Source organism: Lentzea albida (assembly GCF_900111005.1).
Lineage (GTDB): Bacteria > Actinomycetota > Actinomycetes > Mycobacteriales > Pseudonocardiaceae > Lentzea > Lentzea albida.
Genome location: NZ_FOFV01000005.1, coordinates 223,801 through 237,650, shown reverse-complemented (window position 1 = coordinate 237,650; position 13,850 = coordinate 223,801). Strand labels below are relative to the sequence as shown.

Annotated in this window: 13 protein-coding genes; 5 read left to right on the top strand and 8 right to left on the bottom strand. The window is 70.1% G+C overall.

Translation table 11 applies throughout. The features are described from left to right. Positions 1-38: 38 nt before the first annotated feature. Entirely contained in the window at positions 39-986 is a 948-nt protein-coding gene (locus BMY74_RS15675) for an SDR family oxidoreductase (protein WP_089916344.1), read from the top strand. Here the strand turns inward: BMY74_RS15675 and BMY74_RS15670 are convergent. Both BMY74_RS15670 and BMY74_RS15665 read right to left on the bottom strand, forming a co-directional pair. Further along, positions 952-1,560 carry an alpha-ketoglutarate-dependent dioxygenase AlkB gene (locus BMY74_RS15670; protein ID WP_089916340.1) on the bottom strand — a complete coding sequence of 203 codons (609 nt, stop codon included), beginning with the start codon at positions 1,558-1,560 and terminating at the stop codon, positions 952-954. The two genes, BMY74_RS15675 and BMY74_RS15670, sit on opposite strands and share 35 nt — an antisense overlap. Before the next feature lie 82 nt (positions 1,561-1,642). Then, positions 1,643-2,182, bottom strand: a complete 540-nt coding sequence (locus tag BMY74_RS15665; protein ID WP_089916337.1) for a TetR/AcrR family transcriptional regulator — start codon at positions 2,180-2,182, stop codon at positions 1,643-1,645. A 48-nt stretch (positions 2,183-2,230) separates the two neighbouring features. Between BMY74_RS15665 and BMY74_RS15660 the strand changes: the two genes are divergently transcribed. Further along, positions 2,231-3,829 carry an AMP-dependent synthetase/ligase gene (locus BMY74_RS15660; protein WP_089916334.1) on the top strand — a complete coding sequence of 533 codons (1,599 nt, stop codon included), beginning with the start codon at positions 2,231-2,233 and terminating at the stop codon, positions 3,827-3,829. Positions 3,830-3,889: 60 nt separating this feature from the next. Here the strand turns inward: BMY74_RS15660 and BMY74_RS15655 are convergent, their stop codons facing one another. Together BMY74_RS15655 and BMY74_RS15650 are read right to left on the bottom strand one after the other, a co-directional pair. Next, on the bottom strand, positions 3,890-4,687 hold the full coding sequence (locus BMY74_RS15655) for a DUF2382 domain-containing protein (protein ID WP_089916331.1): 798 nt from the start codon (positions 4,685-4,687) through the stop codon (positions 3,890-3,892). Positions 4,688-4,815: 128 nt separating this feature from the next. After that, positions 4,816-5,520 carry an SDR family oxidoreductase gene (locus tag BMY74_RS15650; protein ID WP_089916328.1) on the bottom strand — a complete coding sequence of 235 codons (705 nt, stop codon included), beginning with the start codon at positions 5,518-5,520 and terminating at the stop codon, positions 4,816-4,818. Between the two features lie 76 nt (positions 5,521-5,596). Between BMY74_RS15650 and BMY74_RS15645 the strand changes: the two genes are divergently transcribed. Further along, complete coding sequence (locus BMY74_RS15645; protein ID WP_089916325.1) at positions 5,597-6,445, top strand: LysR family transcriptional regulator; 849 nt, start codon at positions 5,597-5,599, stop codon at positions 6,443-6,445. Here BMY74_RS15645 and ilvD read toward each other — a convergent pair. Together ilvD and BMY74_RS15635 are read right to left on the bottom strand one after the other, a co-directional pair. Then, positions 6,422-8,110 (bottom strand): dihydroxy-acid dehydratase, encoded by a 1,689-nt coding sequence (gene ilvD / locus BMY74_RS15640; RefSeq protein WP_089916323.1) that lies wholly within the window; start codon positions 8,108-8,110, stop codon positions 6,422-6,424. The two genes, BMY74_RS15645 and ilvD, sit on opposite strands and share 24 nt — an antisense overlap. A 19-nt stretch (positions 8,111-8,129) precedes the next feature. Continuing rightward, positions 8,130-9,299 (bottom strand): alginate lyase family protein, encoded by a 1,170-nt coding sequence (locus BMY74_RS15635; protein WP_089916320.1) that lies wholly within the window; start codon positions 9,297-9,299, stop codon positions 8,130-8,132. A gap of 191 nt (positions 9,300-9,490) precedes the next feature. Between BMY74_RS15635 and BMY74_RS15630 the strand changes: the two genes are divergently transcribed. Beyond that, positions 9,491-10,252: an NAD(P)H-binding protein gene (locus BMY74_RS15630; RefSeq protein ID WP_089916318.1), complete on the top strand. Its 762-nt coding sequence runs from the start codon at positions 9,491-9,493 to the stop codon at positions 10,250-10,252. 109 nt (positions 10,253-10,361) lie between these two features. Here the strand turns inward: BMY74_RS15630 and BMY74_RS15625 are convergent, their stop codons facing one another. Both BMY74_RS15625 and BMY74_RS15620 read right to left on the bottom strand, forming a co-directional pair. After that, entirely contained in the window at positions 10,362-11,831 is a 1,470-nt protein-coding gene (locus BMY74_RS15625; protein ID WP_089916315.1) for a DUF1996 domain-containing protein, read from the bottom strand. 94 nt (positions 11,832-11,925) lie between these two features. After that, the gene (locus tag BMY74_RS15620; RefSeq protein ID WP_089916312.1) at positions 11,926-12,828 is read right to left on the bottom strand and encodes a DUF4142 domain-containing protein; all 903 of its coding nucleotides are present in this window, start codon (positions 12,826-12,828) and stop codon (positions 11,926-11,928) included. 137 nt (positions 12,829-12,965) lie between these two features. On the opposite strand from BMY74_RS15620, the gene BMY74_RS15615 reads away from it, so the two are divergent. After that, positions 12,966-13,724 (top strand): SGNH/GDSL hydrolase family protein, encoded by a 759-nt coding sequence (locus tag BMY74_RS15615; RefSeq protein ID WP_089916310.1) that lies wholly within the window; start codon positions 12,966-12,968, stop codon positions 13,722-13,724. Positions 13,725-13,850 lie beyond the last annotated feature (126 nt).

The following is a 13,850-nucleotide window of genomic DNA, read 5'->3' as shown; positions in this document are numbered from 1 at the left end:
GTGGAATGAGAAGACCACGACGACCAGGGGAGTGCGTGATGAGCGGGAAGAAGTTCGACATCGAGGTCCCGGACCTGTCCGGGAGGCGCGCCGTCGTGACGGGCGCCAGCGACGGTGTCGGTCTCGGCATCGCGGGACGGCTCGCGGCGGCGGGGGCCGAGGTCATCATGCCCGTCCGCAACCAGCGCAAGGGCGAGGCCGCGATCGCGGAGATCCGCAGGCGGACCCCGGACGCGCGGGTGTCGCTGCGCTCGCTCGACCTGTCGTCGCTGCGGTCGGTCGCCGCGCTCACCGAGACCCTCCTGGCGGAGGACGAGCCGATCCACATCCTGATCAACAACGCCGGCGTCATGACCCCGCCCGAGCGCCAGACGACCGCGGACGGGTTCGAGCTGCAGTGGGGCACCAACCACCTCGGCCACTTCGCGCTGGTGACGGGCCTGTTGCCGTTGCTCAGGGCCGGGCGCGCCAGGGTGACGTCGCAGGTCAGCATCGCGGCCAACCAGGGCGCCATCAACTGGGACGACCTGAACTGGGAGCGTTCGTACAGCGGCGGCAAGGCCTACAGCCAGTCCAAGATCGCCTTCGGCCTCTTCGGCCTGGAACTCGCCCGGCGCAGCGAGGCGGGCGGCTGGGGCATCACGAGCAACCTGTCGCACCCCGGCGTGGCGCCGACGAACCTGCTGGCGGCCCGCCCCGAGATCGGCCGCTCCGGCGACACCCTCGGCGTGCGCCTGATCCGCGTCGCCTCGGCCATCGGCGTGCTCGGCACCGTCGAGTCCGCGCAACTCCCGGCCCTGCTCGCGGCGACGACCCCGCGACCTGCCGCCTTCTACGGCCCCCAGCGCTTCAACCACCTCAGCGGGCCGCCCGCCGAGCAGGCGCTCTACAGCCGCCTGCGCAGCGAGGACGAGGCGCGGCGGGTGTGGGAGGTCTCCGAGGAGATGGTCGCTAGCGGACTCCGTGCGGGCGGAACTGGACGCTGATCCGCGGCCCGACCACCTTCGACGTCTTCGGGATCGCGTGCTCCCACGTGCGCTGGCACGAGCCACCCATGACGAGCAGGTCGCCGTGCCCCAGCGCGTACCGGTGCGTCTCACCGCCCCCGCGCGGCCGCAGCAGCAGGGCGCGCGGCGTGCCGACGGACAGGATCGCGACCATCGTGTCCTCGGTCTGCCCGCGGCCGATCGTGTCGCCGTGCCAGGCCACGCTGTCCCGGCCGTCGCGGTAGTAGCAGAGCCCGGCCGTCGTGAACGGCTCGTTCAGCTCGGCGAGGTAGTGCCTGCTCAGCGCGTCACGGGCGGTGGTGAGGACGTCGAACGGCAGCGTGCCGCCGTAAAAGCAGAGCAGGCGCGGCACGTCGACCACGGTGTCGTACATCTGGCGGCGTTCGGCCCGCCACGGGACCTCGGCGACGAGCTGGTCGAACACCGCGTCGGCGCCCGTGAGCCAGCCCGGCTGGACGTCGATCCACGCGCCGTGCGCGAGTTCGGTGCGGCGTGGGGCGAGCGGGGCCAGTTCCGGCTCCGCCGCCAGGTCGAAGAGGGATCCCTGGCGCATGGGATGGCAGCATAATCGAACACGTGTTCTAGGGCGACAGCTGGAGGTCGCGCGGCGCATCCGCGCTCAGCCGCGCGCGCCGCTAGGGCGACAGCACGGCCCACACCGCGTCCGCGACGATCTCCCGCGCCCCCGCCAGGTCGAACACCCCGAGCAGGAACCGGCGCACCGACTCGTGCGCCGGCCCCATCGCCACCGGCTCCAGCGTCCACGCCGGCACCGCACGCAGCTCGCCGGACGCCATGCGGTCGAGGAACCACGCCAGCACCGGCGCGAACTCCACCATCTTCGCCTCCGGGTCGGCGTGGTCCGGCGCGGCGTAGAGGAAGCGGGCGCGGCTGGGGTTCGCGATGACCCAGTCCAGGTAGTTCACGGTCAGCGCGCGCACGCCTGCCTCGGCCGTGGGAGCGTTGAGCGCGGGGAGCATCGCGGCGATGCAGCGGGCGTAGCTGTCGGCGTAGAGCTGCGCGAACACGCCGGCGCGGCTGCCGAAGTGGTGGTAGATGCTGCCGTTCGACATGCCGGAGCGCTCGGTCAGCGCCGCGATCGTGACGGCGTCGAGGCCGCCTTCTTCGACGAGCCGGAGTGCCGCGTCGAGGAGAGACTGTCGTCGGTCGGCCATGGGGGTTAGAGTACCGCTCTGGAGCGACGCTCTAGAGGAGGACGAGCAATGGCGCTGTCGATTCCCGGCCTGCTGCACGACCGGGTCGCCCGCACGCCCGACGCCGAGGCGGTGCGGTACCGCGGCGACGGAGGCTGGGTGTCGCTGACCTGGGCGCAGCTGCAGGAACGGGTCGCCGCGGAGGCGTTCGGGCTGGTGGGGAAGGGGCTGCGCAAGGGCGACCGCGTGGCGTTGATGGGCCGCACGAGCATCGAGTGGATCGTCACCGACCTCGCCGTGCTCGCCGCCGGGGGCGCCACGACCACGATCTACCCGAACAGCACCGCCGCGGAGGTCGCGCACATCATCGGCGACTCCGGCAGCACCGTCGTGGTCGTGGAGACCGACGAGCACGCCGCGATGGTGCCGGACGGCGTCGAGGTGCTGCGGTTCGGGGCGATTCCCCAGGGGCAGGGCGACTACGACGCGTTGATCGACGGCCTCGCGCCGGACGACCTGGCCACGTTGATCTACACCTCGGGCACGACCGGCACGCCCAAGGGCGTCGAACTCACGCACGAGAACTGGCTGACGACGTCGGAAGCCATCGCGTCGCTGGGCATCCTGCGGCCGAGCGACCTGCACTTCCTGTGGCTGCCGCTGTCGCACGCGTTCGGCAAGGTGCTGACGATGGCGATGATCGCCGCGGGCGTGCCGACCGCCGTCGACGGCAACGTCGAGCGGATCGTCGACAACCTGGGCGAGCTGCGGCCGTCCATCGTGGCCGCCGCGCCGCGCATCTTCGAGAAGATCCACGGCCGGATCGTCGCGGGGGCGCGGGAGAAGGGCGGGCTCACCGAGAAGATCTTCCGGTGGGCCGACCGCGACCACGGCCCCGCGACGCGCTGGCTCGCGGACCGGTTGGTGTACCGCAAGCTGCGCGACCGGGTCGGCGGGCGGATCCGCTACTTCGTGTCGGGCTCCGCGCCGCTCGCGCCGGAGATCGCCGAGTTCTTCGAGCGCGCCGGCATCACGATCCTGGAGGGCTACGGGCTCACCGAGTCGTCCGCGGCGACGTTCTTCAACCGGCCGGGCATGATCAAGATCGGCACGGTCGGCCCGCCGATCCCCGGCATGCAGGTCAGGATCGCCGAGGACGGCGAGGTGCTGCTGCGCGGCCCCGGTGTCATGCGCGGCTACCACAACCGGCCGGACGCGACCGCCGAGACGCTGGTCGACGGCTGGCTGCACACCGGTGACATCGGCGAGGTCGACGACGCGGGCCGGTTGAAGATCACCGACCGCAAGAAGGAGCTCATCAAGACCTCGGGCGGCAAGTACGTGGCGCCGACCCGGATCGAGAGCATGATCAACGCGGCGTCGCCGTACATCAGCAACGTGATCGTGCACGGGGACAAGCGCAAGTACTGCGTGGCGCTGGTGACCCTCGACCCGGACACCGCGTCCGGCCTGGCCGACGCGGAGTCCGAAGTGGACGGCGCGATCAAGTCCGTCAACGCGCAGTTGGCGCGGCACGAGACGATCAAGCGCTTCGCCTTGCTGGAGAAGGACTTCAGCGTCGAGGACGGGTTGCTGACCGCGTCGCTGAAGCCGCGCCGGCGGGAGATCGAGAAGCGGTACGCGGACGTGCTGGACAGGCTGTACTGAAAGAAAACGCTAGCGAGCCGCCCACCGGCGGAAGTGGTGGGCGGCTCGCTGGTGGTGCGACTAGCGGCGGCTGCGCGGCTCGTCGTCGCGCTCGACCTCGACGCGCTCCTTGCGGACCTCGCCCTTGATGTCCTTCTGCTCGGTGACGGCGTCCTTCTCGAGCCGGACCCGTTCCGTGGCCTCGGTGCGCTTCTGCACCACCGGTTCCTCGCGGTGCAGCGTCATCTCGGCCTGCTCGTCGGCGAACGCCTTGCCCGTGCGCGCCGCGTCGCCCTGGACCGGCTCGCGGACGACCCGGACCTCCTCGTGCGTGACCGGCACGGTGATGTTGCGCTGCTCGGTGACCGTGTGCTTGACCAGCCGGACGCGGCCCGCCTCGACGTTGCGGGTGCCCACGTCGAGCCGCTCCTCCGAGAGCGTGACCTCGGCCGAGTCGTCCGCTGCGCGGCGTTCGTGCCGGCCGTGCTGCGCGCCCGCCTCCTGACGGCGCTGCCCGGCCGCCTGCCTGCCGTCGAGGCGGTCGTGCTCACCGGTCTTCGCCTGCGGGATCATCCCGTAGTGCCGGTAGAGGGCGTCCTGCTCCTCGTCCGTCATGTGGTCGTCCGCAGTGTGCATGCTCGGCGAGTCCTTCACCTGCTGCTTGCTCACCGGAACGGTGATCGCGCCGCCCGCCACCTGGCCCTGCTGGATCGGGACGAAGCTCTCCCTCATCCCGAACAGTCCGGTGTGGACCTCGGCCCACATCGGCTTGCCGGTGCCGTCCTCGAGCCAGACCCGCTTGACCGATCCGATCTTCTCGCCCTTGTTGTCGATCACGTCGCAGTCGTACAGAGCCTCAACGTGCGTCTGATCGATCATGGTCGTCGTCCCTCCGCGTTGGCTGTCGCTTGCAGACGCGAAGTACCCGCCGCCGGGAACGCAATCTCGGGCGACCTCCGACCGGGTGACCGTGGCCCCCTGTCAGTTCAGCCGAGTGGGGGACGGATTCACCACGGCACGACGCCCTCGTCGTCGAAGAAGCCGCCGCGCGGGCCGTCGTCCGGGAGGGTGGCGAGCCGCACGGCGATCGCGGCGCCCTGCTCGGGGGTCCGGTCCGGGGCGTGACCCGTGAAGTCGGTCGCGACGTAGCCGGGGCAGCAGGCGTTCACGATGACGTTCGTGTCGGCGAACGCCCGCGCGTACTGGGCGGTGAGGCTGTTGAGCATCGTCTTCGACGGCGCGTACGCGGCCATGACCGGGCCCGTCTGCAACGTCAGCGAGCCCATGTTGCTCGACACGTTGACGATGCGCGGCGACGGGGAGCGGCGCAGCAGCGGGAGCACGGCGTTCGTCACGCGCACGACGCCGAACACGTTGGTGTCGAGCACGGTGCGGACGACGTCGAGGTCGAGCGTCGTCGGGTCCTGCGGCCACGAGCCGCTGATGCCGGCGTTGTTGACGAGCACGTCGAGCCGGTCGAGCGCGGCCGCCGCCTCGGTGACGCTGTCGTCGGAGGTGACGTCCAGCGCGACGCCGAACGCGTCGATCCCCTTGGCGCGCAGGCGTTCGACGGCCTCCTTGCGGCGGACGTCGTCGCGGGCGCCCACGGCGACCGTGAAGCCAAGTGCTCCGAGCCCTTCGGCGATGGCGAAGCCGATTCCCTTGTTCGCGCCGGTGACCAGCGCGGTCTTCTTGTCACTCACGCGACCCATGCTCGGCGCGCGGCCGACCGCTGTCCAAGATCGATCCAGTAAGTCCTGATACCCGGCGGGTATTAGGCTTCGGGGCGTGGACGACCTCGAAACCCGCGAGCTGCGCTACTTCGTCGCGGTCGCGGAGGAGCTCCACTTCGGACGCGCCGCCGAACGGCTCGGCATCGCGCAACCGCCGCTCTCGCGGGCGATCCTCCAGCTGGAACGGCGTCTCGGCGTGAAGCTCCTCGACCGGGACCGCCGGGGCGCGGCGCTGACCGGCGCGGGCGAGGTGCTGCTGCGGGAGGCTCGCACCGCCCTGGACGCCGTCGCGGCCGCCGCCCGCCGGACGCGCCAGGCCGCGGATCCGGGACGGCCGTTGGTGCTCGTGACGAAGGCCGGGGCGTCGCACGAGCTGTTGCGCGACCTGCTCGACGCGGCGGAGACCCCGGTCGAGGTCCTGCTGTGCGAGGTGGGGGAGCAGGCGCACCGGCTGCGCGACGGGCAGGCCGACGTGGCCGTCATGCACCGCCCGTACGACGACCTCGCCGGCTTCGAGACCCAGGACCTGCACGTCGAGGGCCAGGTGGCGATCGTCCCGGCGACGCACCCGCTCGCGGCGCGCGAGAGCGTCACGCTGGCCGAGGTGAGCGACGTGCCGGGCCTGCCGATCGCCCGCTGGCCTCGCCTGGACGGCACCTACCCGGACGGGCCGGGCCCCGAGGTGCGCACGCAGTCGCAGCTGGCCCAGCTGGTGGCGCTCGGCCTGACGCTGCTCGTCATCCCGGCGTCGAGCCGCGCCTGGCAGTGGCCGGAGCACGTCGCGGTGCCGGTCGTCGACGCGCCGGACGTCACGACAGTGCTCGCCTGGCCGCCCGGCTCACCGGTCGGGCCGCTGGTCCGCGCGGCCAGGCGTCGCTTCCTAGTCGCAGACGGCTCCGCGTGAGGCCGAGCCGACCAGCTTGGCGTACTTGGCGAGCACACCGCGTTCGTAGCGCGGGGGCAGCGGCGCCCAGCCTTCACGACGGCTGTCCAGGTCGGCCTCGACGTCCAGCGTGCCCTCGGCGACGTTCAGCGTGATCCGGTCGCCGTCCCGCACGAACGCGATGGGCCCGCCGTCCACTGCCTCGGGTGCCACGTGCCCGACGCAGAGTCCGGTGGTGCCACCGGAGAACCGGCCGTCGGTGAGCAGCAGGACGTCCTTGCCGAGGCCCGCGCCCTTGATCGCCGCGGTGATCGCGAGCATCTCCCGCATGCCCGGCCCGCCCTTGGGGCCCTCGTAGCGGATCACCACGACGTCGCCGGCGGTGATGGTGCCGTCCTCGAGGGCGTCCATCGCGGCGCGCTCGCGGTCGAACACGCGCGCGGTGCCGGTGAAGACGTCGGAGTCGAAGCCCGCGGACTTGACCACGGCGCCCTCCGGGGCGAGCGAGCCCTTGAGGATCGTGATGCCGCCGGTGTGGTGGATGGGCTTGTCGAGCGCGCGCAGCACCAGGCCGTCCGGGTCGGGCGGGGCGATGTCGGCGAGGTTCTCCGCGACGGTGCGGCCGGTGACGGTGAGGCAGTCGCCGTGCAGCAGACCCGCGTCCAGCAACGCCTTCATCACCACGGGCACACCGCCGATGCGGTCGACGTCCGTCATCACGTGCCGCCCGAACGGCTTCACGTCCGCCAGGTGCGGCACGCGCGCGCCGATGCGGCTGAAGTCGTCCAGCGACAGCTCGACGCCGGCCTCGTGCGCGATGGCGAGCAGGTGCAGCACGGCGTTGGTGGATCCGCCGAACGCCATGACGACGGCGATCGCGTTCTCGAACGCCTCGCGCGTCATGATCTGCCGCGCCGTGATGCCCCTGCGCAGCATCTCGACCACGGCCTGGCCGGACCTGCGCGCGAACCCGTCACGACGGCGGTCGGTGGCCGGGGGAGCGGCACTGCCCGGCAGCGACATGCCGAGCGCCTCGGCCGCGCTGGCCATGGTGTTCGCGGTGTACATGCCGCCGCACGCGCCCTCGCCGGGGCAGATCGCGCGTTCGATCAGGTCGACGTCCTCACGGCTCATCAGCCCGCGCGCGCAGGCCCCGACGGCCTCGAACGCGTCGATGATCGTGACTTCCTTCTCGGTGCCGTCGGACAGCGTCACCCGGCCGGGCAGGATCGACCCGGCGTAGAGGAACACGCTGGCGAGGTCGAGCCGCGCCGCCGCCATCAGCATGCCGGGCAACGACTTGTCACACCCCGCGAGCAGCACCGACCCGTCGAGGCGCTCGGCCTGCATGACGGTCTCGACGCTGTCCGCGATCACCTCGCGCGAGACCAGCGAGAAGTGCATGCCCTCGTGGCCCATGGAGATGCCGTCCGACACCGAGATCGTGCCGAACTCCAGCGGATACCCGCCCGCCGCGTGCACGCCGTCCTTGGACGCCTTCGCGAGGCGGTCCAGCGACAGGTTGCACGGCGTGATCTCGTTCCACGAGGAGGCGACGCCGATCTGCGGCTTCTCCCAGTCCTCGTCACCCATGCCGACGGCCCGGAGCATGCCGCGCGCGGCGGTGCGCTCCAGGCCGTCGGTCACGTCGCGGCTGCGTGGCTTCACGTCCGGTGTCTCGGTCATGAGAGCACGCTAGTCGCTCCTACGAGGGGTTTGCCGCGTGAGTCAGCGTCTCCCAGGCGATGAAGAGGTTGTCGGTCGCGTGTGGACGGTTCGACTCGGTGTAGATCTTCGTGTTCGCCATGGCGATGCCGAGGCGGGTGTTCAGCGCGTTGAAGCTGACCTCCGGTGTCGGCCCGAGCTCGCGGGAGTAGTTCCCGCCGCACAGCCAGGACGGCACGGGCTCGCCGTTCTGGTACTTCGTGTGCAGGCCCCACGCGTGCCGCATGCGGTCCTTGATCTCGCCCCAGATGTCCTGGCCCTGGATGTGCGCGGTCTCGGCGAGGTGCGAGGCGGCGCTCAGCCCGTACGCCGTGTGCGCGAAGTCCCGGCAGGTCTCCTGCGTGAGGCCGTCGACGAACGTGGACTGGTTGTGCCAGTAGGAGATGATCTCGGCCCTGGTGTCGATCCCGCTGCCCGGCGGCGTCTTCGGCAGCGCGCCGTCCGAGGTCAGGTAGATGAACGCCTGGATGCGCGTCCGGAAGATGCTGATCGCCTTGTCGTAGGCGGCCCTGTCCTCCAGGAACACCGCGATGCCGATCGACGCCTCCATCATGCTGAGCTCCCAGTTGCCGTTGGTGTTCGCACGGCCGTTCTGGATCTCGGGCAGGTAGACGGTGCGCAGCATCGTGCCGAACCTCGCGCTGTTCGGCCAGTTGCCGTACACGTGCTTGATGATCTCGGCGGCCTTCGGCCAGCTGCTGGCCGACCACGCCGTCTGCAGCGGAGCGTTGGAGTTGGTGTGGTCGCGGATCGTGTTCGACCAGGCGTCCATGATCTGGATCGCCTTGGTCGCGTACCGGGCGTCCCGCGTGACGTACCAGGCGAGCGACAGCGTGTAGGCGGCGAGAGCGTCTTCGCGCTCGTCGGTGCAGCCGTTGTTGGGGTTGCTGACGGGTCCGCACTCCACGACGGCACGTGGCTTCGGCGTGCGGTTCAGGTCGGCGTACTTCGAGGCCAGCATGCGGTCGTAGGCGAGCTTCCACGGCTGCGCGCCGGCCAGGACCTTGGTGCGCATGAAGTCGAGCTGTGGCCGGGAGACCACGACTCCCGGGTGGACGAACGTCGCCGGTGCCGCTTGGGCTGGGGCGGTGACCGGGACCAGAAGGGATGCCAGCAGTGCGATCAGCACCGTGCAGGAGCGGGTGACCATGCGGCCAGTGTTAGTGGTCTATACCTATCGGGTCAATGATTCCGGAACAGGGTTCACGGTGGTGAACCGGTTCGCATCTCTGAACGCTCAACGGGATCCGCGTGCACCGCTGGCCACGAGGAACGGGTAATTCAGTGGCGCACACCCGGCCGTGCGGCTTAGCTCGTCGATCATCGAGCGGAGGAGGGACCTTGATCGTCGTCACGGCTGCGTCCGGTGAACTGGGACGCCTGGTCGTCGGGCGGTTGTCACGGCGCACCGAGGTGGTCGCGGCCGTCCGCGACCGGTCGCGCGCGCCTGAGGGCGTCGAGGTGCGGCACGGGGACTACGACGACCCGGCCGGCCTGCGAGCGGCGTTCAAGGGCGCCCGCAAGGTGCTGTTGATCTCCTCACCCGAGCTGGACGCGGTGAGGCGCGTGGCGCACCACCGCAACGCGATCGACGCCGCCCGTGACGCCGGGGTGGACGCGATCGTCTACACCAGTTTCCTGGGCGCCGACACCGCGGCGGTGGGGCTCACCGAAGCCCACCACGCGACCGAGCAGGTGCTCCGCGGCAGCGGAGTGCCGCACACGCTGCTGCGGAACCCCTTCTACAGCGACGCTTTCGTGCCCAAGATCGTCGACGGTGAGCTGACGGGCAGTGTGGGCGGGCACGGGCTGAACACCGCGTTCCGCGCCGACCTCGCGGACGCCGCGGCCGAGGTGCTCCTCGACGACGAGCACTTCGGCAAGGCCTACGACCTCACCGGTCCTCTGTGGACCCACCCCGGCGTCGCCGGAGACCTGGGAGTGGCCTACCGCGAAGTGCCCGACGACGGGCCAGGCCCGATGCGGTGGCTCAACGCGCAGGTCCGCGCGGGCGCCCTGGAGCGGCAGACACCCGACCTGGCGCGGGTGCTGGGCCGTGCCCCGCGGACGATGGCCGAGCACCTGCGTGGCACCGTGCACTGAAGCAGGAACCCCGTCGGCGGATCGAAGCTCCGCTGTGGACGGTGAAGGGCCCCGGTGCGCGGGAGGTGCACCGGGGCCCTTCGTCTACCCGAACAACGCGGTCAGAGCGTCACTCGCGGCACTTCTTGCCGGAGTTCACGCAGTTGACCAGGCGGTTCATGATCTTCTGCGACATCACGTTCGCGAAGTCGTCGTGGTCGGTGAGCGGGTTGTGCTCCTCCTCCGGGAAGGAGTCGACCAGGTAGCGCCCGTCCTTCTGGACGTCGAGCGGGATGTTGTAGGTCAGCGAGATGCGCAGCTGCGGCACGGCCTTGAAGCCCTGCTTGCACTTGCCGTTGGCGTCGGGGAACACGATGTGGTCGCGGTGGTTCGCGGAGTCGATGTTCTTGCCGTCCCAGCAGCTCGGGAAGTCGTGCACGCGCTTGACCTTCGAACCCTGCGGGCAGATCGGGTACTTGTCCATCAGGACCTTGTCCTCGAAGCCCGTGCAGGTCCAGGACGCCTTGGCGTTCTTCGGGCCGTTCTGGCCGGCCTTGGCGTCGCCGTAGAGCACGCGCAGGAACTTGGGCATCGCGGTGACCTTGCCGACGGGCGAGCCGCGGAAGGTGAGGTCCACGACGGCCGGGCGCTGGATCTTGCCCTCGTTGCCCTCGAGCTCGTTGTCGGCGCCCTCTTCGGGGTTGGCCTGCTGCTTCTTCTGCTCGGTGCCCTCGGCCTGGGCGTCGTCGCTGTTCTCGCCGCCGTTGTCGAGGCCCTGCTCGCCGGCCGCCTTGTCCTTCACGGCACAGGCGGCGGCCGGGTTGAGGTCCGGGGCCTGCTGGCCCTGGCGGCTGAACGCCAGCATCATCCGGTTGAGGATGGCGGCGCGCTTCTCGCGCGTCGGGCCGACGATCACGTTGTCACGGTCCTGGGCCTTGGTCGAGGCGACCTTCTTCTCGGCCTCGGCGGTCACGTTCTCGAGGTTCTCCAGCTCCTTGTCGATCTCCGCCTGGGCCGCGTCCGGCACGTTCTCCGGCAGCAGCGACGCGACGTCGGGGCACTCGAGCTGGGCCGCTTCCTTGGCGGCCTTGTCCTTGTCCTGCTGGGCCTTGTCGTCCTTCTTGGGCGGGGCCTGCTCGGCGGGCGGCGCGGCCTCCTCCGGCTCCTCGTCGATGATGCGCACGACGGGCCAGAAGTAGGCGGACTTGTCGCCGTTCTTGCAGGTCGTGCCCGCCGCCTGGAGCGACTGGTTGTTCGAGTCCGCGTTGGTGGAGAGGTTGCCGACGTAGTCGTGCAGGTGCTGGGCACCGTTGCGGACACCAGGCTGCGCGATGAAGTTGTCCGGGTTGAAGTGCCCGTTCTCGTTCCGCCCGCAGTTCACGGTGAACGTGCCTGTGGTGGCGTTGTTCTGCTGCCTTGGTTTCTTCACGTTCGGCTTCACCTTGGTGATGTCGACGAACAAGCTCTTGTCCGCACCGTCGGCGAGCGCGGAGCCATCAGAAGAACTGATGGCCACCACCGCGGCACCGCCCGCGACCACGGCCATCGCCGCAGCGGCGGCGGTGAGCCAGATCGTGGATTTCCTCCGGTGAATAGCCATTTGCCACCTCGTGGTAGTCCGATAAAACGGCATGGCGAAGCTGACGGCGGTATGTTGCCGCTATCTTCGGTTGAACCTGGGTGTGCTTTTTCGGTTAGAACGAACGGGATTTCCGTCGCGATTTCTTCGACCGGGACACCATTCTCATCCCGACCAGTGCGAGCGCGAGCACCGCGATGGCGCCGAAGAAGACGCCGTTGTTGTCACCGAACACGCCTTGCTCGGCGGTGCGGGTGAACCGCGTGCCCTCCGGCACGGTGGGGATCACGCCGTCGGTCGGGTTGGCCGTCTGCCCGGCCGCCTGGTCACCACTCGCGTCCGGTGCTCCGGAGTTGTCCGCGGGTGGGGGAGGCGCGAGCGGCTGCGGCGATTCGAGTCCGGCGAAGTCGACGCGACCGGTGTCCTCGAGCACCTTCATGTGGTCGAAGACGGTGATCATCGCTTGGGTGGAGAGGATGCGGACGAGCTCGTTCTTGGTGCCCGCCCGGATCTGCGCGGCGTAGGCGTAGACCTTGCCGTGCGCCGCGCGGAGGCGGTTGGCGAAGACGGCGTCGAACTCGTCGCCGGTCGCCGCGTCCATCTCGGCGAGCCAGCCCTTCTGCTCGTCCGACGCCTCGGTGGGCAACGTGTGGCCGAGCAGCACGCCCGCCCTGTTCACCACGTTGTCCAGGAGCGTGTGCCCCTCGATGAGGTGCTTGCAGGCCTCTTGGATCTTGGGCTGGTCGGCTCGCTTGGCCTTGCCCTTCTCGCCCGCGGGCTTCTCCCACAGCCCGGCCTGCTTGACCCGGTTCAGGAAGTCCCGGTCGGCCGGTCCGAGCGGACCCCACTGCGTCTGGACGACCTCGTCGCCCTTGCCGCCGCTGTCGGGCGGCGGCGTGGAGATGGGCGTGGACGGCGTCGTGCTGGGTTGGCCGACGGCCTCCCCGGTGTTCAGGAGCACCGCCAGCGCACAGCCGGCCAGCGCGACCATCAGTCGCGTCGGCTTCGCCAAGTCCATGGGGAGTCGCACGACCGGGGATACGGCCAGAAGTGGGATGCCGCCTCAGTTCGAGACGTCTCCGTTATCGAAACGTTATCGCGGAGGCCGCAACCCCGGCGGAATCCGCTGGAAATGCCCGACATAAGGTCGTGAGCATGAGCAAGCGTTTTGTGGCGTTGGGGGACTCGTTCACCGAGGGCGTGGGCGACGACGACGTCAGTCGTCCCAACGGTGTGCGTGGCTGGGCCGACCGCGTGGCCGACGTGCTGGGGGCGGCGGACCCCGAGTTCGCCTACGCCAACCTGGCCGTGCGCGGCCGGCTGATGCCTCAGGTGCTGGGTGAGCAGCTCGACCGCGCTCTCGCGATGAAGCCCGACCTCGTCTCCCTCTACGCGGGCGGCAACGACCTCATGCGGCCGAAGGTCGACATCGACGGGCTGATGCGCCGCTACCGCGCGGCCGTCGCACGGCTCGTCAACGCGGGCGCGCGCGTAATCCTCTTCACGGGCGTCGACGGCGCGGACGACCCGGTGTTCCGCAAGATGCGCGGACGCGTCGCCATCTACAACGAGCACGTGCGCTCGATCGCTCAGGAGCACTCGTGCGTGCTCGTCGACATGTGGAACATGCGTCAGCTCCGCGACCGTCGCATGTGGTCCCACGACCGGCTGCACCTGAACTCGCTGGGTCACACCGAGGTCGCCATCTCGGTGCTGGAGGGCCTCGGCGTCGAGCACGCGCTGGAGCGGACCCTGCTCGGCGTCGCGCCGCTCGTCGACCGCCGCGTCCGGCGCGCGGAGGACTGGAAGTGGGCGCGCGAGCACGTCGTGCCGTGGGTGGTGCGGCGGGTGCGCGGGGAGTCGTCCGGTGACGTGATCCAGCCGCGCCGCCCGGAGCTGCTGCCGCCGTCGTGAAGTAGAACGTGTTCCTTGCGGCCTTCCATAACGAGTGGTCCGCGTTTCGGTGACGGGTTTCTCCGTGATTCTTTGCATGTAGAACGCGTTCTAGATATTGCTTGGGTCTGGATGCATGCAGATCCC

What these genes read in the sequence shown, in the direction of transcription:
- BMY74_RS15675 (WP_089916344.1), top strand. Translation starts at nt 39, where the DNA reads ATGAGCGGGAAGAAGTTCGACATCGAGGTCCCGGACCTGTCCGGGAGG.
- ilvD (WP_089916323.1), bottom strand. Translation starts at nt 8,110, where the DNA reads ATGACCGAGACACCGGACGTGAAGCCACGCAGCCGCGACGTGACCGAC.
- BMY74_RS15655 (WP_089916331.1), bottom strand. Translation starts at nt 4,687, where the DNA reads ATGATCGATCAGACGCACGTTGAGGCTCTGTACGACTGCGACGTGATC.
- BMY74_RS15650 (WP_089916328.1), bottom strand. Translation starts at nt 5,520, where the DNA reads ATGGGTCGCGTGAGTGACAAGAAGACCGCGCTGGTCACCGGCGCGAAC.
- BMY74_RS15635 (WP_089916320.1), bottom strand. Translation starts at nt 9,299, where the DNA reads ATGGTCACCCGCTCCTGCACGGTGCTGATCGCACTGCTGGCATCCCTT.
- BMY74_RS15665 (WP_089916337.1), bottom strand. Translation starts at nt 2,182, where the DNA reads ATGGCCGACCGACGACAGTCTCTCCTCGACGCGGCACTCCGGCTCGTC.
- BMY74_RS15670 (WP_089916340.1), bottom strand. Translation starts at nt 1,560, where the DNA reads ATGCGCCAGGGATCCCTCTTCGACCTGGCGGCGGAGCCGGAACTGGCC.
- BMY74_RS15660 (WP_089916334.1), top strand. Translation starts at nt 2,231, where the DNA reads ATGGCGCTGTCGATTCCCGGCCTGCTGCACGACCGGGTCGCCCGCACG.
- BMY74_RS15615 (WP_089916310.1), top strand. Translation starts at nt 12,966, where the DNA reads ATGAGCAAGCGTTTTGTGGCGTTGGGGGACTCGTTCACCGAGGGCGTG.
- BMY74_RS15625 (WP_089916315.1), bottom strand. Translation starts at nt 11,831, where the DNA reads ATGGCTATTCACCGGAGGAAATCCACGATCTGGCTCACCGCCGCCGCT.
- BMY74_RS15620 (WP_089916312.1), bottom strand. Translation starts at nt 12,828, where the DNA reads ATGGACTTGGCGAAGCCGACGCGACTGATGGTCGCGCTGGCCGGCTGT.